Origin of the sequence: Stieleria magnilauensis, from assembly GCA_007753675.1 — a bacterium.
In the GTDB taxonomy this organism is placed as follows: domain Bacteria; phylum Planctomycetota; class Planctomycetia; order Pirellulales; family Pirellulaceae; genus Stieleria; species Stieleria magnilauensis.
On the sequence record CP036432.1, the window covers coordinates 2,814,307 to 2,830,073 of the forward strand.

Here is a 15,767-nt window from a genome sequence, read left to right on the forward strand (position 1 = left end):
CGAGGTGAGAGATGTCTGCAGGATCTGTGCCGTCGGGCTACGAAGTCAATGACCCTGGCTATCCGACTCCGCAAGAGAACTACCTGACCAACTCAAAAGGAATTTTGAGCTGGGCCTTCACGCTGGATCACAAACGCATCGGCATGATGTATTTGATCGGTGTTACCAGCGCGTTCCTGTTGGGCGGGCTGTTGGCACTGGGAATCCGGCTGCACCTGTTTGCCCCCGATGGCATCCTGTTCAACAACGCGTTGTTCCAGTGGCTCGCCCCGGACAAGGCCCCCAACGACATCTATAACCAGGTGTTCACGTTGCACGGGGCGATCATGGTGTTCCTGTTCATCATCCCGAGCGTCCCGGCCGCCCTGGGAAATTTCCTGGTGCCGGTGATGTTGGGTGCCAAGGACGTCGCGTTCCCACGATTGAACCTGAGTAGTTTTTATCTGTGGGTCGGCGGTGCGTTGTTCTTTGTCATGGCGCTGTTGGCCAGCGGGTTGGACACGGGCTGGACGTTTTACACCCCCTACAGTACCACGACCGACTCATCGGTGATCCTGGCGACCACCGGGGCATTCGTCCTGGGATTCAGTTCGATCTTCACCGGGTTGAACTTCATCGTCACGATCAACACGATGCGGCCGCCGGGAATGACCTGGTTCCGCATGCCGTTGTTCTTGTGGGCGACGTACTCGACCAGCATCATTCAGGTGCTCGCGACCCCGGTGTTGGGGATCACGTTGCTGTTGCTGATCGCCGAGCGAACGTTGCACATCGGGATTTTCGACCCGGAATACAACGGCGACCCGGTCACGTTTCAGCACTTTTTCTGGTTCTACAGCCACCCGGCCGTGTACATCATGATTTTGCCGGCCTTCGGCATCATCAGTGAACTGATCAGCGTGCACAGTCACAAACGGATCTTCGGTTACCGCTTCATCGCCTACTCGTCGATCGCGATCGCCCTGCTCAGCTTCATCGTTTGGGGACACCACATGTTCACCAGCGGAATGAGCCCGATCACGACGATCATTTTCAGTGCGTTGACCTTCACCGTGTCGGTGCCTTCGGCGATCAAGGTGTTCAACTGGGTTGCGACGATGTTCAAGGGGTCGATCAGTCTGACGACGCCGATGGTGTACGCGATCGCATTCATCTTCTTGTTCACCATCGGCGGTTTGACTGGGTTGCACCTCGGCACGCTGGCGACCGACATGCACTTGCACGACACGTACTTCGTTGTCGCACACTTCCACTATGTGATGGTCGGCGGCACGGTCGTCGCGTTCTTGGGCGGCGTGTTCCACTGGTGGCCTAAGATGGTCGGCAAGATGTACAGCGAAGCCGGCGGGTTGCTTTCGGCGGCATTGGTGTTCATCGGATTCAACTTGACCTTCCTGCCGCAATTCATCTTGGGCAGCCGAGGCATGCCGCGTCGCTATGCGACGTATGACCCGGAATTCGCACCGCTGCACCAGATGAGCACCTACGGAGCACTGATCCTGGGTGTCGGTTTGTTTGTGGCGTTGTTCGTGTTGCTGATGTCGCTGGTCAACGGCAAGAAAGCCCCGGCGAACCCGTGGGGCGGTGCAACGCTGGAGTGGAATTGCACGTCACCGCCGCCGTTTTACAATTTCGAGCGTCCGCCGGTGGTGGGTGATCCCTATGAGTTCGGCGACATCCGCTGGGACACCGAATTGGATCGCTATGTGAAGGTGGAACCGCAGCGTGAACGGGTGCCCTCGGAGACTCCTGCCGAGACGCCGGCTCACGCGAGTGAGTAGTGGTGCATCGGATCGTCGCATCCGGATGACGGGCGATCCGACCAGTTGATATTGTCAGAGTTATATTTGTTTTTCATTCCTTCGCTTGCTTGATTCAATCCATGGCTACTACCGACGCTGGGCTCGCGTCCGACGCGCATGAACAACCCGGTCACGGGCATTCCGACCACGGCCACGGTGATCACGATCACCCGTCGTACCTGGCGCACCACTTCGACACGCCCGAGCAGCAGTTTGACAGCGGCAAGCTGGGCATGTGGCTGTTCCTGGTGACGGAAGTCCTGTTCTTTAGCGGGATGTTTTGTGCCTATGCGATCTTTCGTGCTTGGCGGCCGGAAGTCTTCGAAGGTTGCAGCCAGTTTTTGAACACCAAGCTCGGTGCGATCAACACCGGCGTTCTGCTGTTCAGTTCCTTCACGATGGCCTGGGGCGTTCGCTGTGCCCAAAAGGAACAGCACAAGTTGCTGACCGTGATGCTGGCCACGACGCTGTCGTGTGCGACCGTCTTCTTGGGCGTCAAAGCGATCGAATACTCCCACAAATGGCACCTGGGACTGTTGCCCGCTGGCCTGTTCAGCTACGACCCCAGCAATCCGCACCCGGTCGGTGGCCCCAATTACCTGGCCTACATTTGTGCCCCGTTCGTGGCGATCACGATCGGCGTGGCCATCTGGTTGGTCGTCAGCTTCCTTCGCGGGGCAAAGTTTCAATTGGAATGTGCCAAGCCGTTGCTGGTCGTGTGCCTCTGCTTTTTCGTCGGCGTCGGTCTGGGAACGATCCTGGAAAGCGGTGGCGAGGAAGGGCATCATGAAGACGACCACGCGGTTGTGGCGTCCACCGATGGCACGGCGGCCGAGCACGGTAAAGAGCATGCCCACGCCGACGGTGACCAGCACGTCGATCACGAAGAACCAGCCGCCGCAGCGGTCGCCAGCTTGCCCGCCGCCGGCGCGATGAGCAACGACAGCGCCGATCTGGCCGTGCTGGAGCGTTTGGCGTCCGATGCGACCAACACCGGGTTGCAAGACGAACTGGCCGCTCGCAAAGCACAGTCGGAGCGATCCGGCGGTGGCATCCTTTACGACGTCAGCGACGACGCCTCGGCAACAGTGGCTTCCGCTCCCGAAAACGTGCTGCGTCCCAGTCGAGCCGGTGTGTTCTTCAGCATCTACTATTGCATGACCGGGATTCACGCCATCCACATTCTGGCCGGGATCGGTGTCTTGGTGTGGCTGCTGGTTCGTTCGATTCGCATGGATTTCAATCGCAACTACTTCGGTCCGGTCGATTACGTCGGGTTGTACTGGCACATCGTCGACATGATTTGGATCTACCTGTTCCCTTTGATGTATCTGATTCGATAACGTCGTTTCCGCGTAGGGTCGCCGACGATCGCCGGCGACCAATGACTATCCATGCCCGCCGACGGGCCCAACCATCAACGAAACACCCTCTGAAGATCCTTTTGTCATGTCTGCTCACGAAAACGCTCAGGAAGGATACGACTTTGCACACCCGCTTCCGCTCCCGCTGTTGGCCGGCACCTTCCTGGTGTTGACACTGCTGACGGTGCTCACGGTCGCTCAGGCAAGCTTCAATTTCGGCAGCCTTGACGTGTTGATCGTGATGGTGATCGCGACGATCAAAGCGGTGCTGGTCGGTGCGATCTTCATGCACTTGGCCTGGGACAAACCGTTCAACATCATCTGCTTCATCGGCTCATTCGTCTTCGTCGGACTGTTCATCATGGCGACGTTGTTCGACAGCCGCCAAACGGCCAAGGACGACATCCCCGTGACGGACGACGCGGTCGTGTCCGCTCCCGCCGAGCTGTAGCGGACTCCCGCCGGCACCAGCGGGCAACGCTGTGAAGCATCTTTTAGCGGTAGGGCGCGAGCCCTCCGGTATTTCGGGAACGATGAGGAACCGGAGGGCTTGCGCCCTGCCGCTAACACCTCGAAAAACGCAGGGAATAAATGCTTCACAGCGTTGCCCTCCGGGGTCGCGTCGTGCGGGTCGCCGGATATCCGGAGGTGACGCTGCGCTCACCTCCCGCTACGGGATTTGACACCCTTCGGGGTCATGCAAGTGATTTCCGAGGCCCGTAGGCTCGCGCCAAACGGCTAATAATCGTTTGACATCAGCCGGTTCGCGCTAGCGTCCGGGCAACACCACGGCAGCGCTTCATCGACACTCCGCAACTGGGTCGACCACGGCGAGGGGAGCTCGAACGGGGACTCACGGGCCTGTTTTAGCGGCGAGCTATAATGGAGCGCGGCCGCTGTTCGTTCCTTGCGGCCAACTCCATCAGCCAGTTCGGCCCGTCGTGACCCGCAAAACCGCTCTGACCGATCCCACTGCACGATGGCGTGATGCCCCGATTGCTCCGATCGGCGGCGAGCGGTCATCGGATCGGTGTGCTGCGCCTGCGGCTGAATCACCAGCGGCTGAATCACCAGCGGCTGAATCACCTGCGGCTGTACCACCGGCGACAGCGGCCCCTCCGCTCGAGTCGCTCCAAGAAACGGATACCGTCGGGCCGGCGATCGATCCGAATGCGCCCGGCGATGAGGGTCCCCGCGGAATCGTAGCGCGGCTGGCGACGGTTCGCAACTCGTCCTGGCTGGCCAGCGCGGCATTGCACTTGTTGTTCTTGATCGTTCTGGCCCTGTTGACGTACCGGCTTGGTGGTACCGAGCGTGGTCTGCTGATCGAAGGCGTCTGGTCTGGGCCCGATTCCGCGACGCCACTGGAAAGCATCACACTGGCCGAGGCGACCGCGGACCATCAGAGTGAACAACAAGATTTGCCGGTGGAAGTCGATCTGTCCATCGTCAGCAAGCACATCGCCGACGCGTCGATCATCGCGCCCCAGCAAGCGTCTGCGATAGAGGACAATGCGTTGGTGGGCCTGCAGACCGGAGGCGCCACCACGGCAGCCGAGCGAGTCGTCTTTTTGGGCGGGGGTGGGCTGTCGGCGCGAACGCCGGAGGGCAGGAAAAAGTACGGCGATCAATACGGCGCGACACGACAGAGCGAGATGGCCGTCGAGAACGCGTTGCGTTGGTTGGCGGAACATCAGCGTGATGACGGGTCGTGGTCCTTCGATCTGCGTCTGTCGCCGTGCGACGGGCGCTGTCGAAACGGCAAAAAAGCGAACGACGATACGCCGACACCGTCCACCGCCGCGACGGGCCTGGCACTGCTGGCATTCTTAGGCGCCGGGTACACCCCCGATGTCGGACCGTATCAGGAGGTGGTCCAGCGGGGTCTGTACTATTTGCGAAGCACCGCAGCGGAATCCGAGTTCGGATACGACTGGCAACAAGGTGGCAGCATGTATGGTCAGGGCATTGCGCTGATGGCCATTTCCGAGGCGCTCGGGATGACCAAACACGAGGACCGTTTCGATTCCGACTTGTATCACTACGCCGAGCGGGGCACCCGGTTTACCGTCATCGCACAACATGACAGCGGATCCTGGGGATACACCCCGGGAAGCCCTGGCGACACGACCCTCACCGGCTGGCAGATTCTGTCGCTGATCGGGGCCCGCAAGGCCGGCATTGAAACTCGCAGTGATACATTCACCCGCGCAAAAGAGTTTTTGATGAGTGTTCGCGAGGGGCCGGAGTTTCAATTCGGTTATCGCACGCCGAAAGCGGAGAAGACAACGACGGCGATTGCCTTGACTCTGTTGATCTATCTGGGACAAACGCCCGGACACACCCTGTTCGACGAAGCGATCGACAAGCTGGCCGAGCAGGGCCCGACGCTGACCAACGTTTACCACGACTACTACGCGACGCTGGCACTGCACCATTTTCGGCATCGCGATTGGGAATCTTGGAACAACCAATTGCGCGATCACCTGGTGCGTACCCAGGCGACCGAAGGACATGAAGCCGGCAGTTGGCACTTCCGCGATCAATGGGGAGACGTCGGGGGACGCGTCTACACGACCGCGATGTGTGCGTTGACACTGGAGGTCTACTACCGGTTCTTGCCTCTGTACGACGCGCCGCCGGACTTCCCGCTCTGACCGCCGGTGCCCACCGCCGTTTTGCGACGCGCAGTTGCGATCCGGCCGATACAATGGACAGACACATCGCCTGTCCCCGCCACGAATGATTCACCGGACGCCTCAATCAACATGCGAAAAAGCCTGCTGCTCGGATTGTCGCTTCTGCTGATCGGAGGGATCGTTTACGTCAATGTGCGGAACGACGCCGAACAAGACGCCGCGCGATTGTTGGACAAAATGGACCGGTCTGGCGGATGGGAAAACGAACCGATCCTGGATCCATCAACGGAAACCTCCCGAACTCAAAACAAGCCCCCTCCGGGAGACTTCATCGTCGACCTGGAACCGGGCGGCACGTGGTTTGTCGGAAAACGAGGCGCCGAAAGCGAATTGCTGCTGCCCTATCGACCGGTCCAGATTCCAAGCCCCAGCAACGACTTGGAACCGGTCAACGAGAACCCCGGTTTTCTGGGTGCCGATGCGTGCCAGTCCTGCCATCAAGACCGCCACGCCTCGTTTGTCCACACCGCGCACCACCGGACCAGCGCGGCGGCCAACCCGACCTCGATTGCCGGATCGTTTCAGCCGGGGCAAAACGTGTTGAAAACGAACAGCCAAGGATTGTGGTTCAGGATGGTGGAGCGTGATCAACGGTTGTTTCAACAGGTCTCGTTTTATGGTTGGAAGTGCGACGTCCCGTTCGACGTGGTGACCGGATCGTCAAAGCTCGGGCAGTCGTACCTGTATTGGCACGACGACGGCCTGTACCAAATGAATGTGTCGTACATCACCGGCACCGACGATTGGGTCAACAGCCCGGGGTATCCGGACGGTCAAGCGATCTACAACAGGCCGGTCACCAACCGCTGCTTGGAATGCCACACCACATGGGCGGACGTGCGCCGACCACCGAACCACTACACCCCCGATTCCCTGATCCTGGGAATCTCCTGTGAACGTTGCCACGGACCGGGCCGCGATCACGTCCAGTACCATCAATCCAATCCCGATCAGAAGACATCGCGCTTCATCACACACCCCGCGTCACTCTCGCGGCAGCAACAATTGGACATCTGCGGCCAATGCCATTTCGGCAACCCCAAACTCAAGGGCGCCCCGTATCAGTTTCGACCCGGTGACGATTTGATAGATCATTATCACCCTCCGCAAGCGAACCTTCCCGGGGGAGTCCACTCCAGCAACCAATTGGTTCGATTGTCGAAGAGTCCGTGCTTCAACGAAACCGAAATGACGTGCACCACGTGCCACAATCCCCATCAAAGTGAACGGGGAAACCGCAAACTGTTTTCGCAGCGTTGTCTCCAATGTCACCAGTCATCCGACTGCGGCATGGAACCCACGCTCGGGCAACAATTGAGTGACAATTGCATCGATTGTCATATGCCGGCCGGCGCGACCGAGAACATGTTCATGAACACCGCACAAGGCAAAGTCTTTCCGTCCCTACGAGACCACCACATCCGCGTGGACCGGGATTTGACGGCGGCGTACCTGAAATCGATCGGCAAGTAACAGGTGTCCGCCGCTTCGACGGAGCGCCCCCGGACGTCGTGCGTGTTCTCCGGGCGTTACCCACGCTCTGGCGAGTGTCGCGACTGCAAAGGGGCACCGAGCGTTAACGCATCACGCCGGTGTCCCGAATCGCGAAAACTTCCACGTCGACGCCGGGAGAGTAGTGCGCCAGTGCTGGGCGCTGACCAAGTTCTGGCAAACCGGCCGCGGTGATCAGCTGATCGGCCATCTCCGTGACCTCCGCGGTCCAGACGTCATAGGGTTCATGATGGACTTGACCACAAAACACACGTCCTTTCTTTTCGACAAACAATAGGTAGCGTTCGAACAAAAAGTGTTCCAGCGATTCGGGAGCGGAGGGCCCCAGCTGTTCTGCCACCCGAAACGACACCCGGTGCTCGGCCGCTCCACCACGCCGAACGCTCTGGTAGCGGGACGTGTCATCGGAGTCATCAACCGACATCCGAGCGTAATAGTAGGGCAGAGCCCAACCGATGCGTGCGGCGATCACCGCCAATCGGGAACTCGCATCGAGCGAAAAAAAGTAAACGCCCGGACGATCGTTGTGCGTCACATAAGTTCGGACGTTGGTCTCCAAAAAGTTAAACGCGAGCCGACGGGGCAGCCAGGATGGTCGGATGTCCCGCATCTTGAAGGGAACGATGCCGACATACGCTCGGCCCTGGAACGTGTCCAAGTCCATCGCTGCAGGGACATGCGGGCGAAGCGTTTCGGGGTCGATCTCCCAATGGCAAAACAACAGCGATTCCCAACGCTGCGTTCCCGCATTCGCTCCGCCAGGTCGTCTCGAAGGTGTCATTCGATCGATCATCATCCGCTCTTCGGTTGGCTCGGGAAACACACGGCGATCATTGTTTATTGGCGGTAGCGCGCGAGGCCAATACGGCTAAATCGAGATCAATGGGCGCCGCTCGCGCTGGCGCGAACCGGCTGATGTCAATCGATCATCAGCCGTTTGGCGCGAGCCTACGGGGCTGCCCTGGTCAAAACCTTGTCGATTCAGCGGTATTGGGCGCGAGCCCACCGGTGTTTCGGTGTCGATGCTGAACCGGGCCGCTCGCGGCCTACCGCTAATCTTAGCTTCACAGCGATGCCTACCGCCCCAATGTAGCGACGGCTGCTTGTTGAGCGTGAACCGTGATCGGCTAAGATGGTTCGATGGCCAAACAAAGACCCGAAGTCAGCGTCCGAACGCATGGACTGTATTCGAAATGGGATTCCGGATCGAAGGAGTTGCCCGCGTTTCTGGAATCCACCACACGCATCCCTGCCAAAGTCGACGTCGAATTTGGTTTGGTGATCAACGTGGTCGGTGGCAAGAATCTACAACTTCATTACTGTATCGATCACCCCGGCATTCGGGACGCCAAGGGCAAGCGACGTCCACCCTTCGAAGACGTGGTCTATGTGAAGACCAACGACTGGGATTTCTACTTGGGCGACACCATCTGGGAACCTATCGAGGACAAGCTGGGCACATGGCGGATGACGTTAACGCTGGAGGGCCAAATCGTGGCCGACCAACGTTTTGAAGTCTATCGCCCGGCGAACAAACGACGCGTCGCCAGGCCCTTGCGTCATCAATATCGCCTGGTCTGGATCCCCGGACTCTAGATTCGGTCGGACCCGCGACAAGAAAATGGCTGCTGAGAAAATGTCGGAACCCCACCGCCGCTTTCCAGGCGTTCCATTTTCTTGTCACCCATTTTCTTGTCGATCGAATCAGCGGCATCACAATCTTTCTGCCGCCTTCGCAAGCTGGAAGCTTACGCCACCGGGATCGCTCAAAACTCGCGGGCGCTGCTTTCGGTCGGTGAAGGAAAATCCTCTGGCACGTCGGTCAAGGTCACGTCGCCGGTCGCCGCCCATTCGCATCCGCGAACCAGGGTGGTGATGAATCCGACGCCGCTGAAGGACACCGCATCGTGGCCCATCGTCGTGTGAAAGATCCGTCCCTCGCCGTAATCGATCGTCATCAGCTTCGGTTCGTGACGACCGGTCCCTTTGTATTTGGGGTCGGCGTAGGCGGTCGCCAGGATCGTCATGTTGACGGCCGGTCCGCGAAGCTTTTGATAGAGTTCATCCTTGGTGTGCATCCAGGCGCTCGGCAAACCTTTGACGATGGGGTGGTCGGGGGTTCGCACGATCACTTGGTACTCGTGTGCCGGTCCGTGGTTGCCGCCCGGCCCGGCGCTGGTGTCACGAACGACTTCACCATCCAGATTGATGTACACATACGGGCCCGACTGTTCGTTTCGGCCTCCCCATCCACCGATGCCGATCATCTTGTTGAATTCATTCCACTCAGCGAACGAGTTGTCGGCGGCGTGAATCACGACCAAGCCGCCACCGCCGTCGACAAAGTTCTCCAGTGCCTTTTGAGTTTCTTGCGGCCACGGTGCGGCGTTCCAACCGAAGTTGCTGATCACGACGTCATAGTCGGAAAACGTTGGACTGAAGTCGGGATCCGTTTTCGGCTGGGGCAGATCCTGGTAGGTCTTGCCGTCCTTGAGCGGGAATTGTTCGAGCAGTTTGCCGCCTTTCCAGGTGAACTGCGTCCGCTCAATCTCGACGGTGAAGCGTCCCGAATCTTCCAAGTACTTCTTGGTCATCATCGTCGTCTGGGGCCAAGCGGTGTGATTGTTCTGGCCGTCGATGATCAGCGCCCGCAGTTTTGCATCGGCTGCGCCCGCCTGGCTGAGGAATCCCGGAAGGGCGGCGATGACAAAGACGGGCAACAGTGCAACGCTGATCGCGCGGCGAGTGACTCGATTCATGATGGTGATGGCGTACGTAAAAGGTTAGACGGTGAGAAAAAGAGTGGACGGATCAAACGTGAGAGGTGCGACGATCACCAGCGGATTCGCGCCGGCATCGATGATTGCCGCGCGACCATTGTAGCTTGGCGCGATCCCAGACGTTGCCGGCGAACGATGGCTCCGGCAAAGAAAAAAGCCCCTCGCGATCGCTCGCGAAGGGCTTTGCTGGTCAGCAACGGGTGCTGTCTCGGTCGACACCGATCTATTCGGCCGCATCCTCGTCCGGCTCGGCGTCGTTTTGAACGTTTGCGTCTTCGGCGATCATTCGTTCGTAATCCGCAAACGCTTGCTCGTCGGCGTTCTGCATCACATTGGACGGTTGTGGATCACCACATCCGGCCAACGGCAACGTCAAGCCGACGAAGCAAACGAGCCATGAAAACCGCTTTCTCATTGCAATCATCCTGTGGTTGATCGGGAACGTTACTGATTGAGTTGTTCTTCAATCGTTTCGTTGCTCGCCCGGGTTCCCAGTGCACCCCACAATCCGTAGGGGCTGATGTTGCCGGGCGATTGCCCACCGTTACCGTTTCGCCAAACCATTCCGGCGCGACTGTTTCCGGCTTCGACCGAATCGGTCATGAACACCACCGCTCCGTCTCCCATCAGGATGTGAGCCCCGCCCTGGTGGCGACTGCTCGGAGGCGCGAGGAACGTGCCCCCAGGATTCCGTTGGGCGCAGATTTCTGAGTTCGGCGGCAGAATGGTATGCATCGACGTCATCTCGACGCGGTGATCGGCCCAGCGGAATCCGCGCCCGTTGGTGCGGTTCATCATCCGCAGGTTGGGCTCCCAGAATCGTGGACGATCGGGATCGATGTAGCCCTGATCTTCGCACCATTTCGGATTGTCACGAATGAACGCCCAGGCTTGAGTCGGTTCGTGGTCGGCCAAGGTCCGTTTGTCCCGGTCGCCCAAATCGGTCGCGATTTCGCCCATCGCGATGGTGTTGGACAAGCCGTCGATCACGTCACGGAACTTGGCCCGTTTGTGTTGGACAAACATGCCGCGGTCGGCGGCCTGAGAGTGTCGCATCCAGCCACTGGTTTCGGGGTACGATCCGTCCTCGGGCCTGGGGAATTGTCGCCCACCGCGAATCGACCAATAGCAGGAATCACCAAGATTGACGGCATAGTTGGTCCGTCCCAACGCCGGCAAGCCGACGCCCGGGTCACTCGGGCAACGCAAGGTCGGAACCTCCGTCGACCAAGGGATGTACCTCGCCTGACTGGGCACGGGACCCATCGCCGGCCAAGGCGGATTGTAAACCACCGTCGAGTCGATGGCGTCTTTGTTGTTGGGATTGGAGATTTGGTCCCAGATCCCTTGTTGTTCCATGAAGGGCGTCAAACCGACCAGGGCACTCAACCGCCAGGAGTTGGAGTGGGAATAGTTTCGCCACCAGTCGTGGGTGGGACCGGACTGGCCGAACGATGGGGCAAAGGATGTCCCACCACTGGTCGTTCCCACGCCATGCATCGGCAATTCTTTGTAAGCCGCGTGGTAATTGTGCACGGCAATGCCGATTTGCCGAAAGTTGTTGCTGCAGCTCATTCGCCGAGCTGCTTCGCGGGCTGCTTGAACCGCTGGCAGCAGCAGTCCGACCAAAATGCCAATGATGGCGATAACCACCAAAAGCTCCACAAGTGTGAAGCCAGATCTCACATGCCGTTTCATGTGAACCTCCAAAAAGAACAAGGGAAAAGAGAACGGGTACGTCTCCAATCTATTCCTTTTAGGGGCGGTTCTACCGTCTAAAAGTCTGGGTTAATGCGAAAGAGTCCCGCGCTTATGGAAAATCGGTCATGATTTGGCAATAGTCCCGCGACAGGTTGCAGATCTCGTGAGCAACTGCCAAGCGGGGATTCCTGTGCGTTGAAATCCTTCAGCGACGGTGTGAAGCACTTTTTAGCGGTAGGGCGCGAGCCCTCCGGTGTTTCGGGAACGATGAGGGACCGGAGGGCTTGCGCCCTGCCGCGAACAACACGAAAAACGCAGGGAATAAATGCTTCACAGCATTGCCTGGCCGGGTGGGTCAAGGAGCGTCAGCGACGATGGCCCACCAAAAAAGCTTAGCGACCGTCGCGGAGTCGATAGCCGAGGAAATTGTCGAGTTCCGTTTCGGCTTCGATCTTGGCGATCGTGTCTTCGATGTCGTATTCGACCCGGTGGAAGAAGACTTGCTGCTGGTCGTAGATGACATAGCAGCTGCGCGGGTCCAGATCCCGTGGCTGGCCGACGCTGCCGACATTGATCATCAGCCGGGCCGACGGATCACTGACGTCGTAGCCTTCGGGCACCTCGCCCGGCCGAATGAAATTCAGGTCGGTGGTAAAAATCCCGGGGACGTGGGTGTGGCCTTGGAAGCACAAATGGGGGACCAGCGAAAACAGCTTTTCCATTTTCTTGCTGTTCTGGATGTCTTCGGGCATCACGTATTCGTTGGTCGGCCCGCGTGGTGACCCGTGCACGAACAGGACGTTTTCTTCGCGGATCGTTCGTGGCAGACCACACAAGAAATCCAGCCGACGTCGTGACGCGGAGGGCTGTTGATCGTCTCCTGCGGCAGCCCCGGCATGGTTTTCCAGTTTGCTGCGCGTCCAAAAGATGGCCTGTTCGGCCGCGGCATTGAAGCCTTCGGGATCGAACAGGGCGCTGCTGTCGTGGTTGCCGAGCACACAGAACCCGAACTCCATCACGACATCGAGGCACTCGCAGGGCTGGGGGCCGTAACCGACGACGTCGCCCAAGCACACGATGCGATCGACCTGTTGGGTTTGAACATGCGCCAACACGGCCTGGAGCGCAGTCAGGTTGCCGTGAATATCGCTTAGAATCGCGGTTCGGGTCACTTAACGTCCGTGTTTGATGCGGTCGCCGAGTTGATCAGACAAGTCGGCTTCGGCGTAGATCTTGTTGGCTGTCGTCTCAATGTCGTATTCGACTCTGCGGTAGGTCACTGTGGGGCCACCGGCGGCGTCTTTGTCCAAGATGACATAGCACGCCCGATTGTCTTCGTCCCGCGGTTGGCCGACGCTGCCGACGTTGATCATCGCTTTTTCGCTGGTCAGCTGATAATGGTAGTCGCATTCATCGGGCTGGATGAATTCGCAGTTCGTCGTGAAGATCCCCGGCAGATGGGTGTGTCCCATGAAGCAGTATTGCTTGACTTTGCCGAACAGGATTTCCATTTTTCGCTGATCGAAGATGTACTCCGGAAAAACGTACTCGTTGGTCGGGTCCCGTGGCGAGCCGTGGACGAACTTGAATTGATCGTCGTCGTGGTAGCGTGGCAATTCGCCGAGGAAGTCCCAGCGTCCGTTGACCTGGGCGGCGCTACCGGGGCCGTTATCCAATTGGTCACGTGTCCAGTAGATCGCCTGCAGCGCCATCGGGTTGAAGCCGTCGGGATCGAACAAGGCCGCCTGATCGTGGTTTCCCAGGATCGTGACCGTGCAGTTCTTCATCACCTGGTCCAAGCATTCGCAGGGATTGGGCCCATAGCCAATGATGTCCCCCAAGCAGTAAATTTCATCTACCGATTGGGAACGGATATCGGCCAGAACCGCGAGCAGCGCTTCAAGGTTGCCGTGAATGTCGCTGATCAGGGCTCGCTTCACTGTGTTGGTCCTGGCGGGGAAATAAGGGCTGACGTTTTAAAATGGCGTTCTACTAAACGAATCCATCGGGTCAGCGAATTGTAAAGGTAATCAAATTTTCGCGACAATCCCACGGCAGAGACGCGAATCGGAGCATCGGACGCCGCATTATTTCTAGTTTCGTTACGACCATTGATGATTCAGCTCGCCCTCGAAACCACCGGAACCAACGGATCGCTTGCGGTATTGGACGGCAAATCCGTGCTGTGGGATTGCCGATTCGGTGTCCTGCGACGGACCGCCGCAGACATCGCCTGCCAATTGGACACCTCGCTTCGCTGGTGCGAGGACCGCGGCTTGAGCCTGGACGCGATCTCGGTGGCGGTGGGCCCGGGATCGTTCACCGGCCTGCGAATCGCAATCACCACGGCCAAAACGCTCGCCTACGCGCTCGCTCTGCCCGTGATCCCGGTCGGATCGTTGGCGGCCATCGCTGCGGTGAACCTGCCGGACCGCCAACTGGGGGAAAGCAGCGCCGCGAACGTCCTGGTCGGACTCAACGCCTACCGTCGCCAAGTCTTCGCGGCCGAATTCTCCCGCGAGGAACTGTGCCGCGACAATTTGATCCACCACTGTCATGATCGCGCCGAGGTGGTTTCCAGGCAAGACTGGGACCTGCGGGTGGCCGACAAACTCGACCGTTCCGATTGGGCGATCGCGGGGGATCGCTCCATTGTTTCCGATCAGGTCGCCGAAACGTTGCACCCGGTCGAACCTTGCGACGCGGTTGGCGTCGGGTGGGTCGCGGCCGGTCTGGTCGCCGGATCGACTAGCCAGCCGCCGGCCTGCTACGCCGATCCGTTTTCTTTGGCCGCCCGCTATCTCAAGCTGAGTGCGGCTGAGGAGAAGGCAGCTTCACGCTGATCGATTCCTGACTGCGACGCACGCCGTCGGTGCCGTAATAGATCGTCGTTTTTTTGCGATGATCGTAAACGGCGGTCAATTTCACACTCCGCGGACCGTGCACGCAAAAATAAAGCCCACACGATTCTCCGCCCCGCAGCACTTGGCGACGGGTCATCGGGAACTGCCCCGGTTCCAATTGACCGATCCGGCACAAGTAAGCTTCGACGTGTCGGCAGAATCTGTCGAATGAGACGGTTTGCGAAGAGAACCCGATCATATAGGCAAAATCACTTGGAAGTGGACGGATGTGGGGCGACAAATGGCCCGGCCGCGAGCCAACGCTCGGTGTCGACTCGACCGCTTAGCAGCGTTGGTATCGGCGGCGGCGGTACGGAAAATTAGTTTCCAAGAAAAGCTATAGGTGGGCGCGTCGAGCGTCTTGTTCGGTCACCCGCTGGAAAATGTCCCGCAAAATCCGTTGTTCCAGTGAAGTGTCGCGGCCCAGCGAAATCCAACCCAATGTCTGAGGGGAATCACCCGCCCCGCCGACCTGCCGCACGATCGTGCCGTCGTGACGCCGCGTCGCCGTCGTTTCGGTTGCGTATTGCGTCCGATCGGTGTCTTCGAGATCTTTCTGCACGATCACTTCGACGCTGTAGCCCGCACCGCGCGGCCGGACGATGACGGTCGCCTTGCGACGGATCGATTGCAGCGTGCTCTGCAACGCTTCGAACCCTGCCGTGCTGTCCTTCCGCCACGGTTCCAACACCGACGCCCCGACGCGATACGATGTCTCCACTCGCCCGTCCAACAAAAAGTTGTTGGAGTTTTGAACGGGTTGCTCTCGCGAGATGCGAAAGTAGTCGTCCACCGTGTCGACCACCTGGGACCAAACAAATTGGTCGTCCAGCGGCGGCAACTCCAACGGGTTGGGAATGAATTGCTCCGGCGCGCGGCGATCCAATCGATAAGCCAACTGTCCGCATCCCTGGGACACCAGCAACACGCTCAACACCAACAGGACGGACGCTGTGTTCGGTAGTCGTGGGGTAAGCATCCTGCTTGCCATGGATGGAGTGGAGCG

Annotated in this window: 14 protein-coding genes; 7 read left to right on the top strand and 7 right to left on the bottom strand. The window is 59.0% G+C overall.

Features of this window, described 5'->3' with window-relative positions; translation table 11 throughout:
• Positions 1 to 11 precede the first annotated feature (11 nt).
• The 5 genes from TBK1r_RS09990 to TBK1r_RS10010 all read left to right on the top strand — a co-directional run bounded on the left by TBK1r_RS09990 (position 12) and on the right by TBK1r_RS10010 (position 7,338).
• Complete coding sequence (locus TBK1r_RS09990) at positions 12 to 1,781, top strand: cytochrome c oxidase subunit I (protein ID WP_145209600.1); 1,770 nt, start codon at positions 12 to 14, stop codon at positions 1,779 to 1,781.
• A 101-nt stretch (positions 1,782 to 1,882) separates the two neighbouring features.
• Positions 1,883 to 3,145, top strand: coding sequence for a cytochrome c oxidase subunit 3 (locus TBK1r_RS09995; RefSeq protein ID WP_145209603.1), 1,263 nt, complete (start codon positions 1,883 to 1,885; stop codon positions 3,143 to 3,145).
• A gap of 106 nt (positions 3,146 to 3,251) precedes the next feature.
• Positions 3,252 to 3,617, top strand: coding sequence for a cytochrome C oxidase subunit IV family protein (locus tag TBK1r_RS10000; RefSeq protein ID WP_095737547.1), 366 nt, complete (start codon positions 3,252 to 3,254; stop codon positions 3,615 to 3,617).
• Positions 3,618 to 4,107: 490 nt separating this feature from the next.
• Entirely contained in the window at positions 4,108 to 5,823 is a 1,716-nt protein-coding gene (locus TBK1r_RS10005) for a prenyltransferase/squalene oxidase repeat-containing protein (protein WP_145209605.1), read from the top strand.
• A 111-nt stretch (positions 5,824 to 5,934) separates the two neighbouring features.
• Positions 5,935 to 7,338, top strand: a complete 1,404-nt coding sequence (locus tag TBK1r_RS10010) for a multiheme c-type cytochrome (protein ID WP_145209608.1) — start codon at positions 5,935 to 5,937, stop codon at positions 7,336 to 7,338.
• 103 nt (positions 7,339 to 7,441) lie between these two features.
• Here TBK1r_RS10010 and TBK1r_RS10015 read toward each other — a convergent pair whose 3' ends face one another.
• On the bottom strand, positions 7,442 to 8,158 hold the full coding sequence (locus TBK1r_RS10015; RefSeq protein WP_419581188.1) for a YqjF family protein: 717 nt from the start codon (positions 8,156 to 8,158) through the stop codon (positions 7,442 to 7,444).
• 359 nt (positions 8,159 to 8,517) lie between these two features.
• Here TBK1r_RS10015 and TBK1r_RS10020 point away from each other — a divergent pair, with 359 nt between their 5' ends.
• On the top strand, positions 8,518 to 8,973 hold the full coding sequence (locus TBK1r_RS10020; protein ID WP_145209614.1) for a DUF3859 domain-containing protein: 456 nt from the start codon (positions 8,518 to 8,520) through the stop codon (positions 8,971 to 8,973).
• Between the two features lie 170 nt (positions 8,974 to 9,143).
• On the opposite strand, the gene TBK1r_RS10025 is transcribed toward TBK1r_RS10020, so the two are convergent.
• The 5 genes from TBK1r_RS10025 to TBK1r_RS10045 all read right to left on the bottom strand — a co-directional run bounded on the left by TBK1r_RS10025 (position 9,144) and on the right by TBK1r_RS10045 (position 13,798).
• Positions 9,144 to 10,136, bottom strand: coding sequence for a ThuA domain-containing protein (locus tag TBK1r_RS10025; RefSeq protein ID WP_145209617.1), 993 nt, complete (start codon positions 10,134 to 10,136; stop codon positions 9,144 to 9,146).
• Between the two features lie 244 nt (positions 10,137 to 10,380).
• Entirely contained in the window at positions 10,381 to 10,572 is a 192-nt protein-coding gene (locus TBK1r_RS10030; RefSeq protein WP_145209620.1) for a hypothetical protein, read from the bottom strand.
• Between the two features lie 29 nt (positions 10,573 to 10,601).
• Positions 10,602 to 11,855, bottom strand: coding sequence for a DUF1559 domain-containing protein (locus TBK1r_RS10035; RefSeq protein ID WP_145209622.1), 1,254 nt, complete (start codon positions 11,853 to 11,855; stop codon positions 10,602 to 10,604).
• A gap of 395 nt (positions 11,856 to 12,250) precedes the next feature.
• A complete protein-coding gene (locus tag TBK1r_RS10040) occupies positions 12,251 to 13,030 on the bottom strand; it encodes a metallophosphoesterase family protein (RefSeq protein WP_095741852.1) in 780 nt (259 codons plus the stop codon).
• Positions 13,031 to 13,798 (bottom strand): metallophosphoesterase family protein, encoded by a 768-nt coding sequence (locus TBK1r_RS10045; RefSeq protein WP_145209625.1) that lies wholly within the window; start codon positions 13,796 to 13,798, stop codon positions 13,031 to 13,033.
• Positions 13,799 to 13,972: 174 nt separating this feature from the next.
• Here TBK1r_RS10045 and tsaB point away from each other — a divergent pair, with 174 nt between their 5' ends.
• Complete coding sequence (gene tsaB, locus TBK1r_RS10050) at positions 13,973 to 14,701, top strand: tRNA (adenosine(37)-N6)-threonylcarbamoyltransferase complex dimerization subunit type 1 TsaB (protein WP_145209627.1); 729 nt, start codon at positions 13,973 to 13,975, stop codon at positions 14,699 to 14,701.
• 397 nt (positions 14,702 to 15,098) lie between these two features.
• Here the strand turns inward: tsaB and TBK1r_RS10060 are convergent, their stop codons facing one another.
• Positions 15,099 to 15,740, bottom strand: coding sequence for a hypothetical protein (locus TBK1r_RS10060; RefSeq protein WP_372898057.1), 642 nt, complete (start codon positions 15,738 to 15,740; stop codon positions 15,099 to 15,101).
• Positions 15,741 to 15,767: the final 27 nt, after the last annotated feature.